This window comes from Salipaludibacillus keqinensis, from assembly GCF_003226325.1.
In the GTDB taxonomy this organism is placed as follows: Bacteria; Bacillota; Bacilli; order Bacillales; family Salisediminibacteriaceae; genus Salipaludibacillus; species Salipaludibacillus keqinensis.
The window spans coordinates 160,698-180,124 of record NZ_PDOD01000004.1; the positions used below are offsets into that span (position 1 = coordinate 160,698).

A 19,427-nucleotide genomic window follows, 5' to 3' on the forward strand; every position below is an offset into this window, starting at 1 on the left:
GGAGGTTCGCACATTCCTTATCACAACAATTGTTAGTATGAAAATGTTCATTTTTTCTACTCAATATCAAATTCATTCGCTCATAAAAGTAAAATAATGTAGAAGAACCATTGATGTAACAGAAAATTTGTAAAAATTTTAAATGTTCGTGTTGATTATTCTGACAATTTAATGTAACATTTACCATAGGAAAACGCTTTCACAAATGACTAGATTCTGGGTAGTAGCCAGGGTTATTCTTTGGTTGTTTGTGCAAACGGTTTCGCAAAAAGGTATGATGCACAACAAACTGAAAGGAGGAAATTGAACCGCTATTTAACATTTTTATGGTAGGGAGAAAGGGGAGAAAAAAATTGCATAAGAGGAAGACGAAAAGACGGTCGGCAATCTTTATGGCAGGTGTAATGAGTTTGAGTATTTTTTCAGCATTCACACCTGCAGTGGTGGCAGAAGAAGCTAATCATGAAGATGAAACGGTGAATACAGCTGAAGAAAATGACGGTGTACCTGATGGGCATTTGCGCGTGCACTATGATTACGGAGATCTAAATCTTGAAGAGCTAGGTGTGTGGTTCTGGGGCGACGTGGTAGATGCGCCCAATGACTGGCCTAATGGAAAGTGGTTTGAAGATTACGGCACTACCGATTTTGGTGCTTATGTTGATATTGAGCTTGAGGAAAACGCAGAAGAAATGGGTTTCCTTATTAATAACCGTGGCGGGAATAATGTGACAGAAGACGACTTTAATGTTGAGATTTTAGCTGAAGACATGGACGAAGTGTGGCTCACTCATGATGAACAGCTCTATTTGTATGAACCTCTGGATTTGCCAGACAACATTCTTCGGGTTCATTTTGAAAAAGATGGAGACTCCTATGAACCTTGGGGACTTTGGACTTGGGGACACGTAGCGAACCCGACATCAGACTGGCCAACAGGAGCACATCCTTTCAGCAATGATCAGACCGGTCCATATGGAGCGTATATTGATTTGGAATTGACTGACGACGCTTCCTCAATCGGTTTCCTTCTCGTAAATAGGGAAAATGGCGAGGAACAAACGACCGATTTCAGTTTTGGTGATTTCGATCAGCACAACCAAATCTTCCTTCATCTTGAAAGGGATGAAGTCTACACAAATCCTTATTATGTTGCAACTGATGTGGAAGAGGAGCCTGAACTAAAGGAAGGCGAATATGATTTTGAAATCAGTGGTACAACAACTGGTACCCTAGATGCTGAGAATCATGCTGTCCTAGATATTGATGTAAACTATCCTGATGAGGACGTGAGCATCAGAAGAATGTCTGCTGATGTGACTGAACTTGGCGGACCTGAGGAGCTCTCCATTTCACCAGAAGTAATGGGAGTTACATTATCTGCCCACTACACCATTGATCCGGGTACATACGAAATCCCGCTTCAACTGGTAGATGAAGAAGGCGGCGTATATGAGGGCACTGCAGAAGTAGAAGTCGTACAACATGCAAAAGAAGACGGCGACTTCTACTGGGATGAGTCAGTGATCTACTTTATGCTCACTGACCGCTTCTACGACGGCGATCCTTCAAATAACGACCCTTATAATCTTGATTATTCATCGTATGACAACCAACGTGGTACACCGCAGGGCGGCGACTTCGTTGGGGTTACAGAAAATCTTGACTACCTTGATGAACTGGGTGTCAATACAATTTGGATTACCCCAATTGTAGAGAACATCGCTTATGATGTAAGCTATGCGAATGAAAACGATGGTTCTTACTTCGGTTATCACGGTTACTGGGCAAAGGATTTCGAAGAGCTGAATCCACATCTAGGTACTTTAGATGAATTCCACGATCTGATTGATGCTGCGGCTGACCGTGACATGGAGATCATGGTTGACGTTGTATTGAACCATCCGGGTTACGGCTTAAAGCCTGAAGATGGAGATGTTCCTGAAGGTGAACGTCCGGACGGATATCCGACGGATAATGATCGAGAGCGTTTTGAAGGGATGATCCGTGAACAATCAGGATCTACCGATGAAACAATGGAACTTGCAGACCTCCCTGACTTCAAAACAGAAGTACCGGAAGTACGAGAGCAGATCGTTGACTGGCAAACGGGTTGGATTCAAAAATCCACAACCGATGCAGGCAATGCCATTTCATCATTCCGTGTGGATACAGTTAAACACGTGGATGTGCCAACTTGGCAGCTGTTTAAAAATGAACTGACACGTGCGGATGCAGGTTTCAAAATGATTGGTGAAGCATGGGAAAACAATATTAACGGAAACCACCGTTACTTGAACTCTGGTCAGATGGATTCCCTCTTGGACTTCCAGTTTAAGAGTGCAGCCGGAAATCTTGTAAACGGAAATATTAATGCAGCCGTTGATTACCTTGATGAAATCCAACACACCCTTGATAATAAAGCAACCGTTGGAAACTTCCTCGGGAGTCACGACGAAAATGGATTCCTTTACACACAAGGCGGCGATGAAGGTAAGTTGAAAGTCGCAGCTTCTTTGCAAGCATTTGCTAAAGGACAGCCTGTAATCTATTACGGGGAAGAGCTAGGTCAAACGGGAGCTGACAACTGGCCTCAATATGACAACCGCTATGACATGGGCTGGGATATTGTAGAAAACAATGACATCCTTGCTCACTATCAAAGTGTGTTCAACCTGCGTGGAGAGCACAGCGAAGTTATGGCCCGTGGTGCATTCGATCACGTTGCTGGATCAAGTGAAGATGACTTTGTTGTATTCAGCAGAACGTATGGTGATAATAGCGTCTTTGCAGCACTTAATGTGATGGAAGAAGCACGTGCAATTATGCTTGATGTTGACTCTGATGACGTTGTTGTAACAGATCATTACGCTGGTGAAGAATACACAGCAGCTGATGGAACGGTAACAATTGACGTTCCAGCTATGGCTGATGGCGGAACAGCTGTACTGACTGTTGAAAATGGCACTATTCTTGGAGCTGAAGAAACAGAAGAAGAAACTGATACAAATGAAATACCTGAAAATCATCTACGCGTTCACTATGATGCTGGTGATACAGCACCATCGAACCTCGGTGTTTGGTACTGGGATGGCGCAGCGAGAGCTTCTGAAGAATTTTCTTCGTGGCCTGGTGAAGAACGATTCTCAGAAGATCGTATGACAGATTTTGGTCCTTACTTTGATATTGAACTTGAAGAAGGGGCGCAGCGTCTTGATATGCTAGTCAATAATGTGGGAGGTGCCAATCTCACAGGTGATGTTGCTATAGACATTCTTTCACCAAATATGAATGAAATCTGGCTGTATGAAGATGGCACATATTTGACTTATGAACCGGTTGATCTTGATGATCAGGTCCGTATTCACTATGACCGTGAAGATGCGGATTATGATGACTGGGCTGTCTGGTTCTGGGAACAGGGTCTTAATCCTCCTGAAAATTGGCCAGATGAAGCGGCTAATTTTGAAGCAGAAGGCCGATATGGCGCTTATGTGGATATTGACCTTGAAGAAGATGCGGAAGAGATTGGTTTCCTCCTTCTGAATGCTGCTACTGACGAGCAGACAGGTGATATGCATTTTGATGAACTGCAACAGCATAAACAAATTTTCGTAACTGAAGGTGACGATACGGCTTATAACAATCCTTATTATGTTTCTCAGGAGGGCCTTCGCACTGCAGAAGTACTTTCTAATGAACGGATTGAACTAATATTCTCATCTACAGACGGGTTTGATGTGGATACTCTTAGAGAGGGTCTTACAATCACTGATCGTCACGGAGAGAATGTTGCATTCGATTCCATTTCCATTGAAGATGATGGCGTAACGGTAAACGTGTACGGATCATTTGATCTTGATGCAGCGCCTTTTGAAGTACAATTCAATGAGCGAACTGCAACAGCAATCGTAGGCTGGAGACTAAAGGATGAAATGTATGCATATGACGGAGATCTTGGTGCAGAACTCCACGAAGACGGGTCTGCCACATTGAAACTCTGGTCCCCAAGTGCGGATAACGTCAATATCATCCTTTATGACCGTGATGATCAGTACGATGTTGTAACTGATGATGTAGCAATGGATCTTGGTGACCGTGGTGTTTGGTCTGTAACATTGGACGAAAACAACGCTGGTGTTGCTGATCTTGATGGTTACTATTATCATTACGAAATCGAGCGCGATGGCGAAACCGTTCTGGCTCTCGATCCTTATGCGAAATCTATGGCAACTTGGAATTCGAATGATGGTGATAACAACTATATCGGCAAAGCAGCAATCGTGGATCCTTCTGCTATTGGACCTGAACTTGACTTTGCTGAAATCGATGGATTTGAAAAGCGTGAGGATGCCATTATTTATGAGCTCCACGTTAGAGACTTTACATCAGATCCATCCATTGAAGACGAACTGGAAAATGAATTTGGAACGTTTGGAGCTTTTGCAGAGCGACTTGATTATCTGGAAGACATGGGTGTAACACACGTTCAGCTACTCCCAGTGATGAGTTACTTCTTTGCAAATGAATACGAAGCTAGCGAGCGTATGCTTGACTATGCTTCTACACAAACGAACTTTAACTGGGGATATGACCCACACAGCTATTTCTCACTAACGGGTATGTATTCACAAGATCCAGATGACGCTGCAAAGCGTATTGAAGAATTCAAGATGTTGATTGACGAAATTCACAGCCGAGATATGGGTGTTATTTTAGATGTGGTTTACAACCATACGGCACGTGTACGTATCTTTGAAGATCTTGAACCTAATTACTATCACTTCATGGATGCCGATGGAACACCGCGTGTAAGTTTTGGTGGCGGTCGTCTCGGTACCACTCATGAGATGGCAAGACGTATTCTTGTAGATTCCATCATGCACTGGGTGGAAGAATACAAGGTTGACGGTTTCCGTTTCGATATGATGGGGGACCATGATGCAGAGAGTATTCAGATTGCATATGACAAAGCAAAAGAAGTAAATCCGAACATTGTAATGATCGGTGAAGGCTGGAGAACGTTCGTCGGGGACGAAATGTATCCTGATGTTCAGCCGGCAGATCAGGACTGGATGGAGTATACGGAGTCTGTAGGATCGTTCTCAGATGATTTCCGTAATGAACTGAAATCCGGATTTGGAAGTGAAGGGGAACCGCGATTTATTACAGGTGGAGAACGAGATATTCAGCAAATTTTCGACAACCTGACGGCTAACCCGCATAATTTCACTGCAACAAATCCAGGAGATGTGGTGCCGTATATAGCAGCTCACGATAACCTGACCTTGCATGACGTTATCGCCCAGTCCATTCAAAAGGACCCTAAAGATCACCAAGAAGAAATTCATCAACGCATCCGTCTCGGTAACCTTATGACGCTTACAGCTCAAGGGACTTCTTTCCTCCATGCTGGTCAGGAATTCGGTCGTACGAAGCAGTTCAAGCATGAAGATTACCGTGAACCGGTTGCGGATAATGCAATCCCGTACAAGTCCACATTCATGACGGACGAAGACGGTAACCCATTTGAATATCCTTACTTTATTCACGATTCCTATGATTCCTCTGACGCAGTTAACTTGTTCGACTGGGAAAAGGCAACGAATGCAGAAGAGTATCCAATCAACGTTTTAACTCGAGATTTCACAAGAGGCATGATTGAGCTACGTCGATCAACAGACGCATTCAGATTAGGAACGATGGAAGAAATTGAAGAAAATGTGTCGTTTATTGATGCTCCTGAAGTCGGTGAGAGAGATCTTCTAATCGGGTACCATGCTGTTTCGACTGATAACACGGGTGAGTATTTCGTTTTTGTTAACGCAGATGACGAAGCACGTACTATGACACTCGACTACGATTTAACTGATGGTACAGTCATTGTAGATGCAGACGAAGCTGGAGCCACTGAAGTGAGCAGCCCGGCAGGTTTTGAATTGTCATCAGACAGCATCTCGATCGAACCATTAACAGCTGTAGTTGTTAAAAAAGGTTCAGAAGAGTCACCTGAAGAACCACTTGAAATCCCTTATAAAGACGGGGACGAAGGTGAAGAAATTCGTGAGATGAAGTTGAAGCTAACAGAGCTAGGATTTGGAAATTTCCCTGCAATTCCTTCTGACAGATTTGGTTCAGTTACAAAAGGTGTTGTAGAACATTTCCAAGAATACTACGGTCTTGAAGTCACTGGCGAAGCAGATCAAGCAACGCTGGACTTAATGGACAGTATTCTCACCTCTGTTTACACAGATGGGAATGAAGCTTCTGAAGTCAGACAGCTAAAGTTGAACTTAACTGCCCTTGGCTTTGGTAACTTCCCAGCTAACCCATCACCGAGATACGGTCCGGTAACCATGAGAGTTGTGTCTGAGTTCCAAGAAGCGCACGGACTTGTGGTAAATGGTATTGCCGACCCTGTGACGTTAGCGAAAATTGATGAATTGACGCTGTCAGTACCATTCAAAGATGGGGATGAAGGCCCTGCCATTAAGCTAATGAAGCAGGATTTAACGAAGCTTGGTTTCGGTAACTTCCCAGCAAATCCGTCTGAAAGATACGGTCCTGTAACTGAAGGTGTCGTGTCGTCATTCCAGACTTATTACGGTCTTGACGTAACAGGGGAAGCTGATCAGGAAACGCTTGACCTTATAAGTGAGCTGCTAACGTCAGTTTATACTGATGGAAACTCAGCTCCTGAAATCAGACAATTAAAAGTGGACTTAAGTGCACTTGGTTTCGGTAATTTCCCTGTGAATCCGTCACAGAATTACGGTCCAGTTACAATGGGTGTAGTCTCTGACTTCCAGGAAGCAAATGACTTGGCAATCAATGGTATTGCAGACCCTGTGACCCTGGCTAAAATTGCTGAACTTTCCATGGTTATACCTTACGAGCATGGTGATACAGGGAAAGCAATTAAAATCATGAAACAGCACTTGACTCTTCTTGGTTTCGGAAGCTTCCCCTCAGATCCTTCTGAACTGTTCGGTCCTGTGACCTCATCAGTAGTTGTAAGTTTCCAGGATTATTATGGTTTAGATCAAACTGGTGTTGCTGACCAAGAAACGCTTGCTTATATCAATGATATTTTCACATCTGTTTTTACAGATGGAAACTCAGCTCCAGAAATAAGAGAGCTGAAGCTGAACTTAACTGAACTTGGCTATGGAAACTTCCCGTCAGATCCATCTGAGAATTACGGTCCAGTTACTTCTGGCGTGGTAAGGGATTTCCAAGAAGCAAACGATTTAGCGGTGAACGGTATTGCAGATGCTGTTACACTTCAAAAAATTGAAGAACTTACACAATAACAATCTAAAGATAGTTTGACAGTTTGTGTGAAAACAAGGCCCCTTCGTATTAATGTGCGAAGGGGCTTTTACATGAGTCTTGGTACAGGCATCTGAAAGCTAGGAATCGAATTCATTGGGCGTTGGATTTATTATTCCTTCATAAATCAGTCCTGCATTAGAGAAATACAATTCCCGCCCAAATCAACAAAACTCCAAGTACCATTTCTACTCTTACAGGAACCCCATATATATAGGGTAAACGCTAACAGGAGTAGATATGATTGGACAAACAAAATAGTAAGTTGAGATGGTTGATATTTGCTTCTGTATTGTTTACTTATTTAATCATGTCAAGCCAACGAACTGCTCCAGGCCTAATTACAGATCAATTGATGACGGATTTTGGTGTCGCAGCTTCAACGATTGGATTAGTGACAAGTATCCAATTTTTTGTCTATACTTTTTTGCAAATTCCAATGGGCATCTTGGCTGATCGGTACGGACCTAATTTTTTCCTTATTATAGGGGCCGCACTAACAGGTATAGGGATAATCATTTACAGTCTTAGCACACATGAATTTATCCTTTTTTTTGCTAGAATCCTTACAGGCATAGGAGATGCAACGATTTGGGTCAATATGGTGTTGATTTTAAGACAATGGTTTACTGAGAAGGAATTTACTCGTTTCATTGGTTTTGCAGGAATGACAGGAAGTCTTGGTTTTCTTCTGGCGACTGTTCCTTTCTCTGTATTGATTGTTTTACTCGGATGGAGGGGAGCATTTCTTTTTGCTGGGGTGTTTTTATGTTTGTGTAGCCTTTTCCTGTATTTAGTACTAGTAAAAAAAGCTAAACAAGAGCTATTTGTAAAAAGTAAAATGAAACGGGAAAAAACCTCGGTTTTGCTACGAAGAATATTTTCGACTCGACAGGCATGGGCATTATTCCTTTGTCACTTTGGGATTGTCGGAGGATATATAGGATTTATCGGTTCGTGGGCAGTGCCTTATATGATGGATGTGTATGGGATGACGCGGTTAGATGCAAGTCAACTCATTATGATTAGTCTTATAGGAGCTCTGATTGGAGCCCCTCTTATTGGTTGGGTTTCAAGTTGTCTAAAATCGCTTAAACGGCCTTATGTTGTTTTTCATATCACGGTTTTATTGTGTTGGTCTACGATTCTTTTATTTAAGGCGTACCCGCCATTTTCCTTGCTAGTTATCTTATTCTTTATCATTGGCTTTGGATTCGGCTCCAATTCCTTAACGTTTGCAGTTGTTCGTCAATCCTTTCCCATGACAGAATCGGGTATTGTTTCTGGGTTTGCGAACACAGGTGGATTCCTCAGTGCGGTGTTGCTGCCAAGCGCTTTCGGGTATATACTGGATCATTTCCAATCAACTTCAGGTAGTATTGGTGACGGATATTACTACGGCTTCATCACCCCTGTCATTTTTTCTATATTTGGTTTAGTGGGAGTGATATTGATTAAAGAAAAGCAGAAGGACGAAGAGCAGGATACCAAACGAAAAAAGGGAAAAAAAGTTGATAGGGATAGAGAAAATGCCTGTCACTATTAATACATTCACTATTTCAATTCAAGGACGAGAGCCAGCACATTGGTTGGCTCTATACGAGTTTTTTTTACCCAAGCATTTACCAATTCGTCACACGAAATAAATGTTATAATGAGTCTGGATAAGCCAAGCATTTGTTTTTTTTACGCAAAAAACGAAAGCGCTTTCGTAAAAGTGAGCAATAACTATTTATTCACAAAAAGGAGGAAGAAAATAATGAAACAACGAGCATATGGAAGTACGGGTAAATTTGTATCTGAAATTGGATTAGGATCGTGGCAGTTAGGTAATGAAAGAGATTGGGGTTCAATGACTGAAGATGAAGGAATTCAGATAGTTCATAAAGCTATCGATTTAGGATGTAATTTCTTTGATACAGCGCCGAATTACGGTTTTGGAAAGAGTGAAGAAATTCTTGGCAAGGCGTTAAAAGGGAAGAGAGATAAGGTCATTATCAGTACTAAATTTGGTCATCATGACAATGGTGAAGTGGACTTCGATCCAACCGAGTTAGAAAGATCCGTTGATCAAAGCTTAAAAAGACTCCAAACGGATTATCTTGATTCTGTTCTTTTGCATAATCCTCCATTTGAATATTTGAATGGCGATAACCAACATTTTCAGATATTAGATAAATTGAAGAAACAGGGGAAGATCGGTGCCTATGGCGCGTCTGTAGATTCAAGCAAGGAAATGTTTGAGATAATCGAGAAAACGAACAGTCAAGTGATCGAAGTCATGTTTAATATTTTTCACCAAGATCCAGCCAGAGCGTTCAAAGCAGCTGAAGAGAATCAGGTCGCTCTAATTATCAAAGTTCCATTAGATTCCGGCTGGCTATCAGGTAAATATGATGCTCACAGCACCTTTACAGACATCAGAAGTCGTTGGAGCCCAGAGATTATCCAAAGAAGAACGAAGATGTTAGAAGAGGTCAAAAGCATTGTCAATCCAAATCAAAGTTTAGCAAAAAACGCCTTACAATATATTCTGGCTCATCCACAAGTGTCAACAATCATTCCTGGTGCGAAAAATATTAGTCAGTTAGAAGAAAATATATCCGCAAGTCAAGGGGCCATGGATTCAAAGGTAGTAGAGCAACTAAAAGCAACGTGGGAAACTCATTTGAAAGACAACAACCTTCCTTGGTGATAAATGATAATCATTTAAAATCCAATACGATCTCTTCCTATGTTAACCTAAAAGCGAGGGAGGGATATAATGGAAAAAGAAATGAGCAGGTGGCGCAACCCAATCATCCTGCTGTCATCTTTAGGTATGGCAAACATAGGTGATTTTATTTATCTGGTTGCCATTAACCTGATCGTATATCAAATGACTGGATCTGCGACAGCCGTAGCTATACTTTGGATTATAGGTCCATTGACCAATATTTTGACGAAGTTTTGGACGGGGAGTTACATAGATTATCGAAGTAAAAGAAAGATCATGATACAAACATATCTTTTCCGTGGGTTCTTTATTATGTTGATTCCACTGGCACCTAACATTGGTTTTATCTACTTCTTATTAATGTTTTTAAGTATTGCGAAAGCATTTTTCGGTCCGGCGTCCATGACTTATACTACGATGACCGTTCCTATAAAGATGAGAAAACGATTCAATGCTGTACGCTCGTTTACCTCTTCGTCGGCATTTATCATAGGTCCGGCAATAGGTGGAGGGTTGATTCTTGTCACTAGTATAAATACAACTTTATGGCTAAACGGACTGTTTTTTATCATGGCGGCACTGTTATTAATCGTGCTACCAAATAATGAAAAGATTGAGAAGGAGTCTATACCCTCTCTCACTATTGCTCAGGTCAAAAAAGACTTCACCACTGTGACAACATTTATGTCTAAAAATAAGTACATAACATTTATTTATCTAGGCTTCATTTTTATAATGGTGGCGACCTTTGCGATGGACGCACAAGAAGTTGTTTTCACTCAGCAAGTGATTGGCTTATCCGAAGTTGAATATAGTTTATTAATTAGTATTACTGGTATTGGCTCAGTGACTGGTGGACTATTACTATCCATATTCTCATCTCATTTTTCATTGAGGTATATGATCGTCATTGGAATTATGATGTCTTCCATTGGTTATCTCATTTACGCCTTTTCATGGTCATTTGGGTCAATCGTTATTGGGTTCATGATATTAGGGTTCTTTTTAGTATTTTTAAATGCTGGAATCACGACATTCTATCAAAATAATATTCCCGTTGATTTGATGGGAAGAGTGACAAGCATTATTCAATTATTTCAAAGTGTAGCGCAAATCGTACTCATCTTGGCGGTTGGTTTTCTTGGGGATATTTTTTCATTAAGAGTTACCATTGTGGGTCTAGCCTCGGTCATGTTTGTTTCATCACTTATTTATACTATTTTAGTTTTTAAACCACCGTTTTCGAATGTTTATAATGAAAAATGACCTATTTCTATTCTTGAAAATAATATCGTAAGAGGGGAGGTGTTTCCATGCGGTACGTTATTGCGTTTGTCCTTAGTTTAATTTGTTTTCTAACACTACATTTGTTCCAAGTTGATAACATTTTTCTCATAGGAGCGGCATTGCTATTATTTGTTTCAGGTGTCATGTTTCCATTACTATATACGGTTTTTTTGGAGAAAAATATTGATAGAATTGAAAAGTTTCTATTAAAAAATAAACATGACCCAAATTTTTATATTATTTATGCCTTGGCAAATGAGATGGATGAAGAGGTAAAGGATACAACAGAAAAGCTATTAAAAAAGCGTCATTCAACATCTCGTAAAGCCATATACAAAGTCGTGGAAGCACTGTATTTTAATAAGCTCGACGTGGCAAAATCCCACTTCAGCGAAATTAAATCGCAACCTTATCGTTTGTATTATCAAGCGATGATCTTACTAGAAGAAGTCGATATTAATGGTGCTAATGAGATCATTGAACAAGTTTCACCAAAATGGATGAAACAAGCTTTGTTAGCAGAAAGGAAAAAAAAGCTTAACAACATACCCCAGGCTAAAAACTATGCTGAAAAGGCGAAGCAACACACAAAAGGATTGCAAAGGTATTTGTTGCATAAAACGTATGAACGAGAATTTGGGATTTAGTAATGTACGATTAGCAAGGCAAGTGAGTAGGCTTTTTGGGGGAGATTTTAAATGATGTCTCTATTAAAGCAAAAACGGAGCATAGGTGGTATTCCTAAGCTCCGCTTTATGGTTTCCTTTATATCTTTATTTACGCTTTTACTAAAGCATCTTTGCCATAGTAAGAAGCTTTATAAAGATCTTTCATCTGTTCGAAAGATGTTTCACGCGGATTGGTACCAGTGCATGGGTCTTCCAATGCGTTTTTAGCCATGGTATCTAGGTGCTCGTTGAAATCTTCCTCAGACACGCCGAACTCTTGTAGAGTGGTGGCAAGACCAAGGTCTTTATTTAATTGGTAGATATACTCAACAAGTGCATCTGTCAATTCCGCATCTGTTTCCCCTTCAAGTTTGAGGCGACGAGCGAGATCAGCAAAGCGATCTTCAACGACCGCTCGGTTGAATTGAATGACATATGGCAAGTAAATGGCATTGGCATAACCGTGTGGAATGTCAAAGGTCGGACCGCTCTTATGGGCCAGACTATGAACGTTTCCAAGTACAGCATTCGCAAATGCCATGCCAGCCATTGCTTGAATGCTATGCATTTGCTTAGCAGCTTCTTGATCGCCTTGATAAGAAGCAAGCAAGTTGTCTTTAATAACTTCGGCACTGCCAATGGCAAGAATATTTGTGTATACGGTACGTGGCTTCGCAACGTAAGATTCGATCGTGTGTGTAAATGCATCCATACCAGTGTAAGCTGCGATGTGTTTAGGCAAATTTTCGATCATGATAGGATCGATAATCGCAATATCTGGTGTTAGCTCAAAATCAGCTAACGGGTATTTAATATTCGTTTTTTCATCAGCTACCACGGAAAGATTGGAAACTTCAGACCCACTTCCACTTGTGGTAGGGATACCAGCAAACTTCGCTTTTGTGCGAAGGCGTGGAAGTTCAAAGGGCTTCGTTGCATCCTCAAAAGACAGATCTGGGTGTTCATAAAAGAGCCAGATGGCTTTAGCCGCATCCATAGCAGAACCACCACCAATACCGATAATCCAATCAGGCTGGAACGATTCCAGATCCTTTGCACCTTTTTTAACCATTTCAGAAGTGGGCTCGGTATTGTACCCTTCCAACACCTCTGTTTCTATATTGGCAGCAGCCAAATGTTCCTGAATGCGAGTAAGGTTTCCGTTTCTTTTAACAGAACCTCCGCCAATGATAAGGGCGGCTTTTTTTCCTTCAAATGACCGAAGCACTTCAAGAGCATTCTCTTCGAAATATATATCACGTGGGATCGTAAAACGACTCATATTGTAAATCCTCCTTTAAAATCTGATAATCTGTTTCAGTTTCAATTCTAAATGTAGTAGTTGTATAATGATAGTACGCACTTTTAAAGCACGTAGTATCATAGAGGATACTATACAAAAGATCTACACGTAGGAGGATTACAAAATGACTCGAGAATCAGAGCAAAAATTTAACTGCGAAAAGGAACTCACATTATCTCTAATCGGAGGTAAATGGAAAATGATCATCCTATGGCATTTAGGCAAAGAAGGCACTAAACGATTTGGTGAATTAAAAAGGATGCTACCTAACATAACGCAAAAAATGCTCACTAAGCAGCTACGAGAATTGGAAGAAGACAAACTCATTCACAGAGAAGTCTATCCGGTCGTACCCCCAAAAGTGGAATACTCACTGACCGAGCATGGTGAAACGTTAATCCCAATATTGGAATCCATGTACCAATGGGGCCGAAAATATATGGATACCGTTGGAAAAGAGAAAGACAATGTTCAGTATTCGATTTTGTAGTTCATTCGTATGTTGTTCCCTTTAATGGTTTCAGTTGTTTTTTTACATTAGTCTTCAATTAGTTGAGAAACCCCCACTTATACTTGTTGAAAAGTGGGGGTACTTCAAAGTATGAAATTATTTAGCAATTATGGTGTGGCAGAGCTATCTCCACCAAAAATCCCGACGGTCTGAAAAAACGGCATAAACTGACGCCCGTCCCACTCTAACGACATCTGTACATACCCGAGACCATCGGCATTATACCTGCCAGCGATGCGTCGAGCGGCATATAAACCATAGACTCCGTCCCTCTGGAAGTCGACGGGGTATAAGTCTCCTAACGGATTAACCCAGCCTTCAATCGACTCTTTCAGTCTGCCATCAGGTTCATAGATTTCGGCGAGATATTCTTCTCCTTTATACGTAATGTCTATCGTATAAGTTTTTGAATCGCTACCGACAACTTTTACTTGAAAGTGATCTTTATAAGTCACGGTATACGTATAGTGCTCATTAAATGTTTCGTGATTAAATATAAGTACCGGACGATGGTTGATAAAAGCGTACATATCATAAAACGCGTAGCCACCGCTGCCACCGGATGAGGTACTTATGAGGATGTCATCGACATGATTCCCTGTAAAATCACCTAAAAAAATCGTTGGATTATACCCTGAAGCTTCTTTAGGGATTACCCTATAATAGAGGTGCGTCTGACCATCTTGAATGAAGACAGTGATATGGTCGACGAAGGGGCTTTCTGTCCCATAAGGTTTTTCTCCTACTAAGAAGACTGTATCGATGACTCCATCACCAGTGACATCTCCATATTTTGTATCAAGGACATAAATTTGTGGCGGTGCCCCTTGTCCAGCAAAGCGGAAATCATTCATGGAATCATCCCTCTCATGACCTGTTTATACACCATATGCCTAAATGGAAGAATTATTTACTTGCAGTTTAGTGCGCAGTATCAGCCTTCTTTTTGATAGAATGGTATGATGGGATGAGTTAGTCAAAATAATAGTTTTGTTAAATAGTCTTTCTATACCGATTTAATTCAACGGAGTGAGACAGCTCTCCATTTAACCCAATGACATAAAAAATTAATAATGAAACTATAGGTGAAAACGATGAAACATGTAGAAACAAGAAGAGAAAAACTGAAATTATTTTTGATGATATTATGGCCGATCATGGTGACACAGGTCAGTTTATTTGCTATGAGCTTAGTGGACACGATCATGTCCGGAAGAGTCGGAACGGATGATTTAGCCGGTGTAGCCATTGGATCCAGTTTGTGGTTGCCTGTATTTACAGGAATCAACGGCATTTTATTAGCGGTAACGACGATCGTGGCTCAGTTAGTGGGAAGTGGGAAGCGGGAAAGTATAGCGGAATCGGTGACGCAGGCTATGTACTTGTCGATGGCTCTTGCTGTCGTTGTATTGATTAGTGGATCTTTCTTATTGGAGCCAATATTGACGTTGATGAATTTAACTGATGCTGTCACGCATATTTCACATCATTATTTAATCGGATTATCGATTGGGATCATCCCGTTGTTTTTAGCCAGTGTGCTGCGGAATTTCTTCGACGGTCAAGGCTTTACCCGAATCACGATGATTATCACTGTTCTAGCCGTTCCGTTCAATGTTCTGTTAAACTACGGATTTATTTTTGGGAACTTTGGTCTACCTGCACTTGGTGGAGTAGGCGCAGGCTATGCTACGGCAGTCACTTTTTGGATCATCTTAGTATTAAGTATATGGATGACCTTTAAAATTAACGTCATCAGGCATTATCAAATTTTTGTGAAATGGTTCAAGCCTTCATGGAAAATGTGGAAAGAGCAGCTTTCGATTGGGGTCCCTATCGGTCTTTCTATTTTCTTTGAGTCGAGCATTTTTTCTGTGGTGACATTGTTGATGGGGATAATGTTTACGACGGTAACAATTGCGGCACATCAGATCGCTCTGAGTTTCACTTCATTGATCTTCATGATCCCGCTCAGTATTTCCATGGCGTTAACGATCGTCGTCGGGTTCTCAGTTGGGGGCGGAAAGATTGAGGCAGCTAAACAGTACGGTCGTTTAGGCGTGTGGGGTGGAATTGGAATTTTAGCTGTGGGAGCCGTATTTCTCTACTTTTTCAGAGAGCAAATCGCTTACCTTTACACGAATGACCGGGAAGTGGTTATCATGGCGGGACATTTCTTTATCATTGCCATCGTATATCAGTTGTCAGACGCGGCTCAATCAGGACTTCAAGGGGTGTTAAGAGGTTATAAAGATGTAAAAGTTCCGTTTATCACGGCGTTTATTTCTTACTGGATTATTGGGATTCCTGCCGGATATTCACTTGCGGCGTTCACTAGATTAGGGCCCTTTGGTCTGTGGGTGGGAATTACGCTAGGATTGACGTGTGCGGCGATCGGTTTTTATGTGAGACTTCAAATCGTTCAGCGCCGAGCTGAAATGCAACTTCAAAAGACTTAATATACCTGAAAAGCTGAAGAGAATATTTGCTTCGGCTTTATACATGTTTGCGGATAACAGATATGTTGGGAGAATTAGTTGCACGGAATAAAAGTGAAGTTGCATCATATACATCCGAATTAGTTCATATAGAAACGAAGTTAATTTGTATACAGTTGGAGTTGCATTGTATAGCTGAACTATTCGTTCGTATAACAATATTCGACGAGTTTCGCAACCAACTGTACTTGTAGCGTTATTCTTCTTGAGATGCCCCCTCGATTCATTTTTCCGCTATCTTAGCATACACACACGTATCCCGAAGCTCCTTACCATCGACGGACCGATCATCATTTTTAAGGACCCCTTCTAATGGAAAACCCAGTCTCTCGGGGACTGCTCTGCTTTTCATGTTTTTCGCATCGCAGCGTATTTCCAAACGCTTCCCATTCAATTCAGAGAAGGCAAACTTCGATAATCCTTCAACCGCTTCGGTGATGTAACCTTCTCCTGTGAAGCGAGTGTCAACCCAATATCCTATCTCAAACTTCGGAACGTCCCAATCAATGCGGTGGAGTCCCGTGCAGCCTACTAAAGTTAATGTTTTTTTATGAAAAATATGCAGTCGTAAATCTTCTCGTTTGAGAAATTTCAGGTGAGCTTCGCGTACATTTATTTCAGTATCTTCGACTGTTGGTTCCTGCTGGGCATAGGCAAAGGGAAGCCACTGCTTCAACTCATTTATTGAAGCTTTTAATGCCTCATTGACAGCGGGTCCGTCGCCTGGCTTTGGTAGTCTAATGAGTAAATGATCTGTTTCAAATTCATTAGGGAAGTCTCTTAAAATAGGATTCATCATTATCGATCCTTTCGCTTCATATTTTAAAAGAATGGGTAAGAAGTTAATCCATATTATAGAGCATTTCCCGGTCTGTGCAAGCTCGTTTAATCATTATTTCATTTATCCACTGCAATATATTTTTCATGTGACAAGCCACCATTAGTCTCTTTTATCTACGAAAGTATGATCGAAAAGTTTTGTAAACTAGTTAACTGTGACTAAAATGTGAACAATAAGTGGTAAATGGATATCATCTCCTAACCATAAAAGAGCATATTTTCACGAAAAGCCACAAATATATGATAAATTATAATTGCTTTATATTTATTTGGAGTTTTATTAGGGGGAAGTTAACATGATTGCTGAACAAGTTCCTTCATCTACAAAAGCAAGGAACGGGATTTCTTTAGATGGTCAAAAGAATACGAGCTTATTTTCTGATATAAAGGCACTTTTCAAGTTGATTGTATTAGTAGCAAATGTGCTACCGGTGTTTACCGGATTTTGGTTAGCCTTGTACTTTTCCAACTTGTCCATCGCGGACCACTGGGGTGTGTTCGCATTGACGATAGCAGGAAGTACCTTGGTTATGGGCGGGGCCCTCGTGATGAATAATTGGTACGACGTGGATATTGATCGCTTGATGGCCCGAACGCAAAAGCGTCCCACTGTGACGGGGACAATGTCTCTTAAACTAGTATTAACAATAGGGATTTCCGTTTCTGCCATCGGCTTTGTTTTACTCCTGTTCACAACGATGGAAGCGGCTATCTACGGGTTTATTGGCTGGTTTACCTATGTTGTCCTTTATACGATGTGGTCGAAACGAAGATACGCGATGAATACACTGATTGGTAGTGTATCCGGCGCAGTGACTCCTTTAATTGGCTGGTCAGCCATTGATTCGGCAGTTCATATTGTTCCAATTATGTTGTTTGTGCTCATCTTTATTTGGCAAATGCCGCACACTTTTGCTATTGCTATGAGAAAGTGTGATGAATACCGTTTAGCTAAAGTAGCTATGCTTCCAGTTGTGCGTGGGTTCAAGGTAACTAAGCAGCAAATGGTGGTTTTTATTGCACTGCTGTTGCCGCTACCCTTCTTTTTAACTGCATCTCTAGGGATGACGTTTATGATCGTCGCAACCATACTCAACGTCGCGTGGCTTGCTATGAGTATTTACGGATTTTATACAAAAAATGATATGGCTTGGTCTCGAATCATGTTTTTGTATTCAGTAAATTATTTAACCATTCTATTTGTCATGATGGTCGTTATCACCTTACCGATTTTTCATTAGTCTAGGTTGGCTATAGGTAATCTTAGATACTTGCTCCAAAGGTTTGCATTCTGATTGCAAACCTTTGGAGCTTTTTTTGTGGTCGATTTTTGAAGAGATGAGGCAGGGAGCGAGGTTGGAGACGAACAGAGAGGAAAAACGATATATTGGTCTCCAAACACCAAGATTGAAAACAACCGAATACGATCTCCACCCATCTAATTGAGAATTTGTATAACGTATCCTCCTGCTTCCCGACTTCAGAATATCGCCCGACATGAACTGACAAAGCGAACAAAACCCACAAAATAAACTATTTTGCCCAATTTTAACTTTAAGTGATATAGCTCACCTCATCGATTCTCATTCTCAATTACTCTAGAAGTAACAAGAACATAAGGAGGTTGATTTTCCATGGAGGAAAGAAAAGTTAACCAGGAAGAAGAAGTCATTGAAGAGCGAGGTGCCCAAATAGGTACATGGGTTTCCTTAGGCATTGTTGGAGCGGTTATTTTTAGTACCTTCATTTTAATGTTTGCCATTTATTTAACGAGAGTTTAAGGGGGGAGTCAGAGATGAAAATGCATCTTGATGAAAAGATATGGTTAATCATTAGTTTTGGGATGATTATGGGATTTATGTTTTTCACAGGTTATCAGACGTTTGTATTAGGAATGGGACCGCCTAGTGAGATGGAAACAATTGATCCGCAAAGGGTGGATGAAACAGCGCCATTCGATGAGCCAGGTGTTTATCAGATTGGTGAGAATGAATATGAAGTGGTCATGACGCTGGAGATTTTCAGTTTTAATCCTGGGGAAATTGAAATACCGGCAGGATCCACGGTTCATTTCACGATGACGTCTAAAGATGTTACACACGGAGTCCAAGTGGCTGGAACGAACATGAATGCCATGGTTATGCCAGGACATGTTCAAAGGATTACGCAAACGTTCCGCGAGCCTGGTGAATATTTAATGTTATGTAACGAATATTGCGGGACTGGTCATCAATTCATGGCGACCACGATTACGGTGAAATAAGGGGGGGAT

The 19,427-nt window shown here is 41.1% G+C and carries 13 protein-coding genes; 10 read left to right on the forward strand and 3 right to left on the reverse strand.

Annotation, left to right across the window (positions count from 1 at the left end):
- The first annotated feature begins 392 nt into the window (after positions 1 to 392).
- From CR194_RS15720 to CR194_RS15740, 5 genes are all read left to right on the forward strand, one after another.
- On the forward strand, positions 393 to 7,313 hold the full coding sequence (locus CR194_RS15720; RefSeq protein WP_233254395.1) for a pullulanase: 6,921 nt from the start codon (positions 393 to 395) through the stop codon (positions 7,311 to 7,313).
- Between the two features lie 263 nt (positions 7,314 to 7,576).
- Entirely contained in the window at positions 7,577 to 8,878 is a 1,302-nt protein-coding gene (locus CR194_RS15725) for an MFS transporter (RefSeq protein WP_110610774.1), read from the forward strand.
- 213 nt (positions 8,879 to 9,091) lie between these two features.
- Complete coding sequence (locus CR194_RS15730) at positions 9,092 to 10,027, forward strand: aldo/keto reductase (RefSeq protein WP_110610776.1); 936 nt, start codon at positions 9,092 to 9,094, stop codon at positions 10,025 to 10,027.
- A 69-nt stretch (positions 10,028 to 10,096) separates the two neighbouring features.
- On the forward strand, positions 10,097 to 11,314 hold the full coding sequence (locus CR194_RS15735; protein WP_110610778.1) for an MFS transporter: 1,218 nt from the start codon (positions 10,097 to 10,099) through the stop codon (positions 11,312 to 11,314).
- 47 nt (positions 11,315 to 11,361) lie between these two features.
- Positions 11,362 to 11,982, forward strand: coding sequence for a hypothetical protein (locus CR194_RS15740; protein WP_110610779.1), 621 nt, complete (start codon positions 11,362 to 11,364; stop codon positions 11,980 to 11,982).
- A gap of 130 nt (positions 11,983 to 12,112) precedes the next feature.
- Here the strand turns inward: CR194_RS15740 and CR194_RS15745 are convergent, their stop codons facing one another.
- On the reverse strand, positions 12,113 to 13,285 hold the full coding sequence (locus CR194_RS15745; protein ID WP_110610781.1) for an iron-containing alcohol dehydrogenase: 1,173 nt from the start codon (positions 13,283 to 13,285) through the stop codon (positions 12,113 to 12,115).
- Between the two features lie 145 nt (positions 13,286 to 13,430).
- Between CR194_RS15745 and CR194_RS15750 the strand changes: the two genes are divergently transcribed.
- Complete coding sequence (locus tag CR194_RS15750) at positions 13,431 to 13,796, forward strand: winged helix-turn-helix transcriptional regulator (protein WP_110610783.1); 366 nt, start codon at positions 13,431 to 13,433, stop codon at positions 13,794 to 13,796.
- 128 nt (positions 13,797 to 13,924) lie between these two features.
- Here the strand turns inward: CR194_RS15750 and CR194_RS15755 are convergent, their stop codons facing one another.
- Positions 13,925 to 14,671 carry a VCBS repeat-containing protein gene (locus CR194_RS15755; protein WP_110610785.1) on the reverse strand — a complete coding sequence of 249 codons (747 nt, stop codon included), beginning with the start codon at positions 14,669 to 14,671 and terminating at the stop codon, positions 13,925 to 13,927.
- Positions 14,672 to 14,911: 240 nt separating this feature from the next.
- Between CR194_RS15755 and CR194_RS15760 the strand changes: the two genes are divergently transcribed.
- Complete coding sequence (locus tag CR194_RS15760; RefSeq protein WP_110610787.1) at positions 14,912 to 16,276, forward strand: MATE family efflux transporter; 1,365 nt, start codon at positions 14,912 to 14,914, stop codon at positions 16,274 to 16,276.
- A 262-nt stretch (positions 16,277 to 16,538) separates the two neighbouring features.
- Here the strand turns inward: CR194_RS15760 and CR194_RS15765 are convergent, their stop codons facing one another.
- Positions 16,539 to 17,111 (reverse strand): GNAT family N-acetyltransferase, encoded by a 573-nt coding sequence (locus CR194_RS15765; protein ID WP_110610789.1) that lies wholly within the window; start codon positions 17,109 to 17,111, stop codon positions 16,539 to 16,541.
- A 340-nt stretch (positions 17,112 to 17,451) separates the two neighbouring features.
- Between CR194_RS15765 and cyoE the strand changes: the two genes are divergently transcribed.
- The 3 genes from cyoE to CR194_RS15780 all read left to right on the forward strand — a co-directional run bounded on the left by cyoE (position 17,452) and on the right by CR194_RS15780 (position 19,418).
- Positions 17,452 to 18,396 carry a heme o synthase gene (gene cyoE / locus CR194_RS15770; protein WP_110610791.1) on the forward strand — a complete coding sequence of 315 codons (945 nt, stop codon included), beginning with the start codon at positions 17,452 to 17,454 and terminating at the stop codon, positions 18,394 to 18,396.
- Between the two features lie 393 nt (positions 18,397 to 18,789).
- The gene (locus CR194_RS20325) at positions 18,790 to 18,936 is read left to right on the forward strand and encodes a hypothetical protein (protein ID WP_158282295.1); all 147 of its coding nucleotides are present in this window, start codon (positions 18,790 to 18,792) and stop codon (positions 18,934 to 18,936) included.
- 14 nt (positions 18,937 to 18,950) lie between these two features.
- A complete protein-coding gene (locus CR194_RS15780; RefSeq protein WP_110610795.1) occupies positions 18,951 to 19,418 on the forward strand; it encodes a cytochrome c oxidase subunit II in 468 nt (155 codons plus the stop codon).
- Positions 19,419 to 19,427 lie beyond the last annotated feature (9 nt).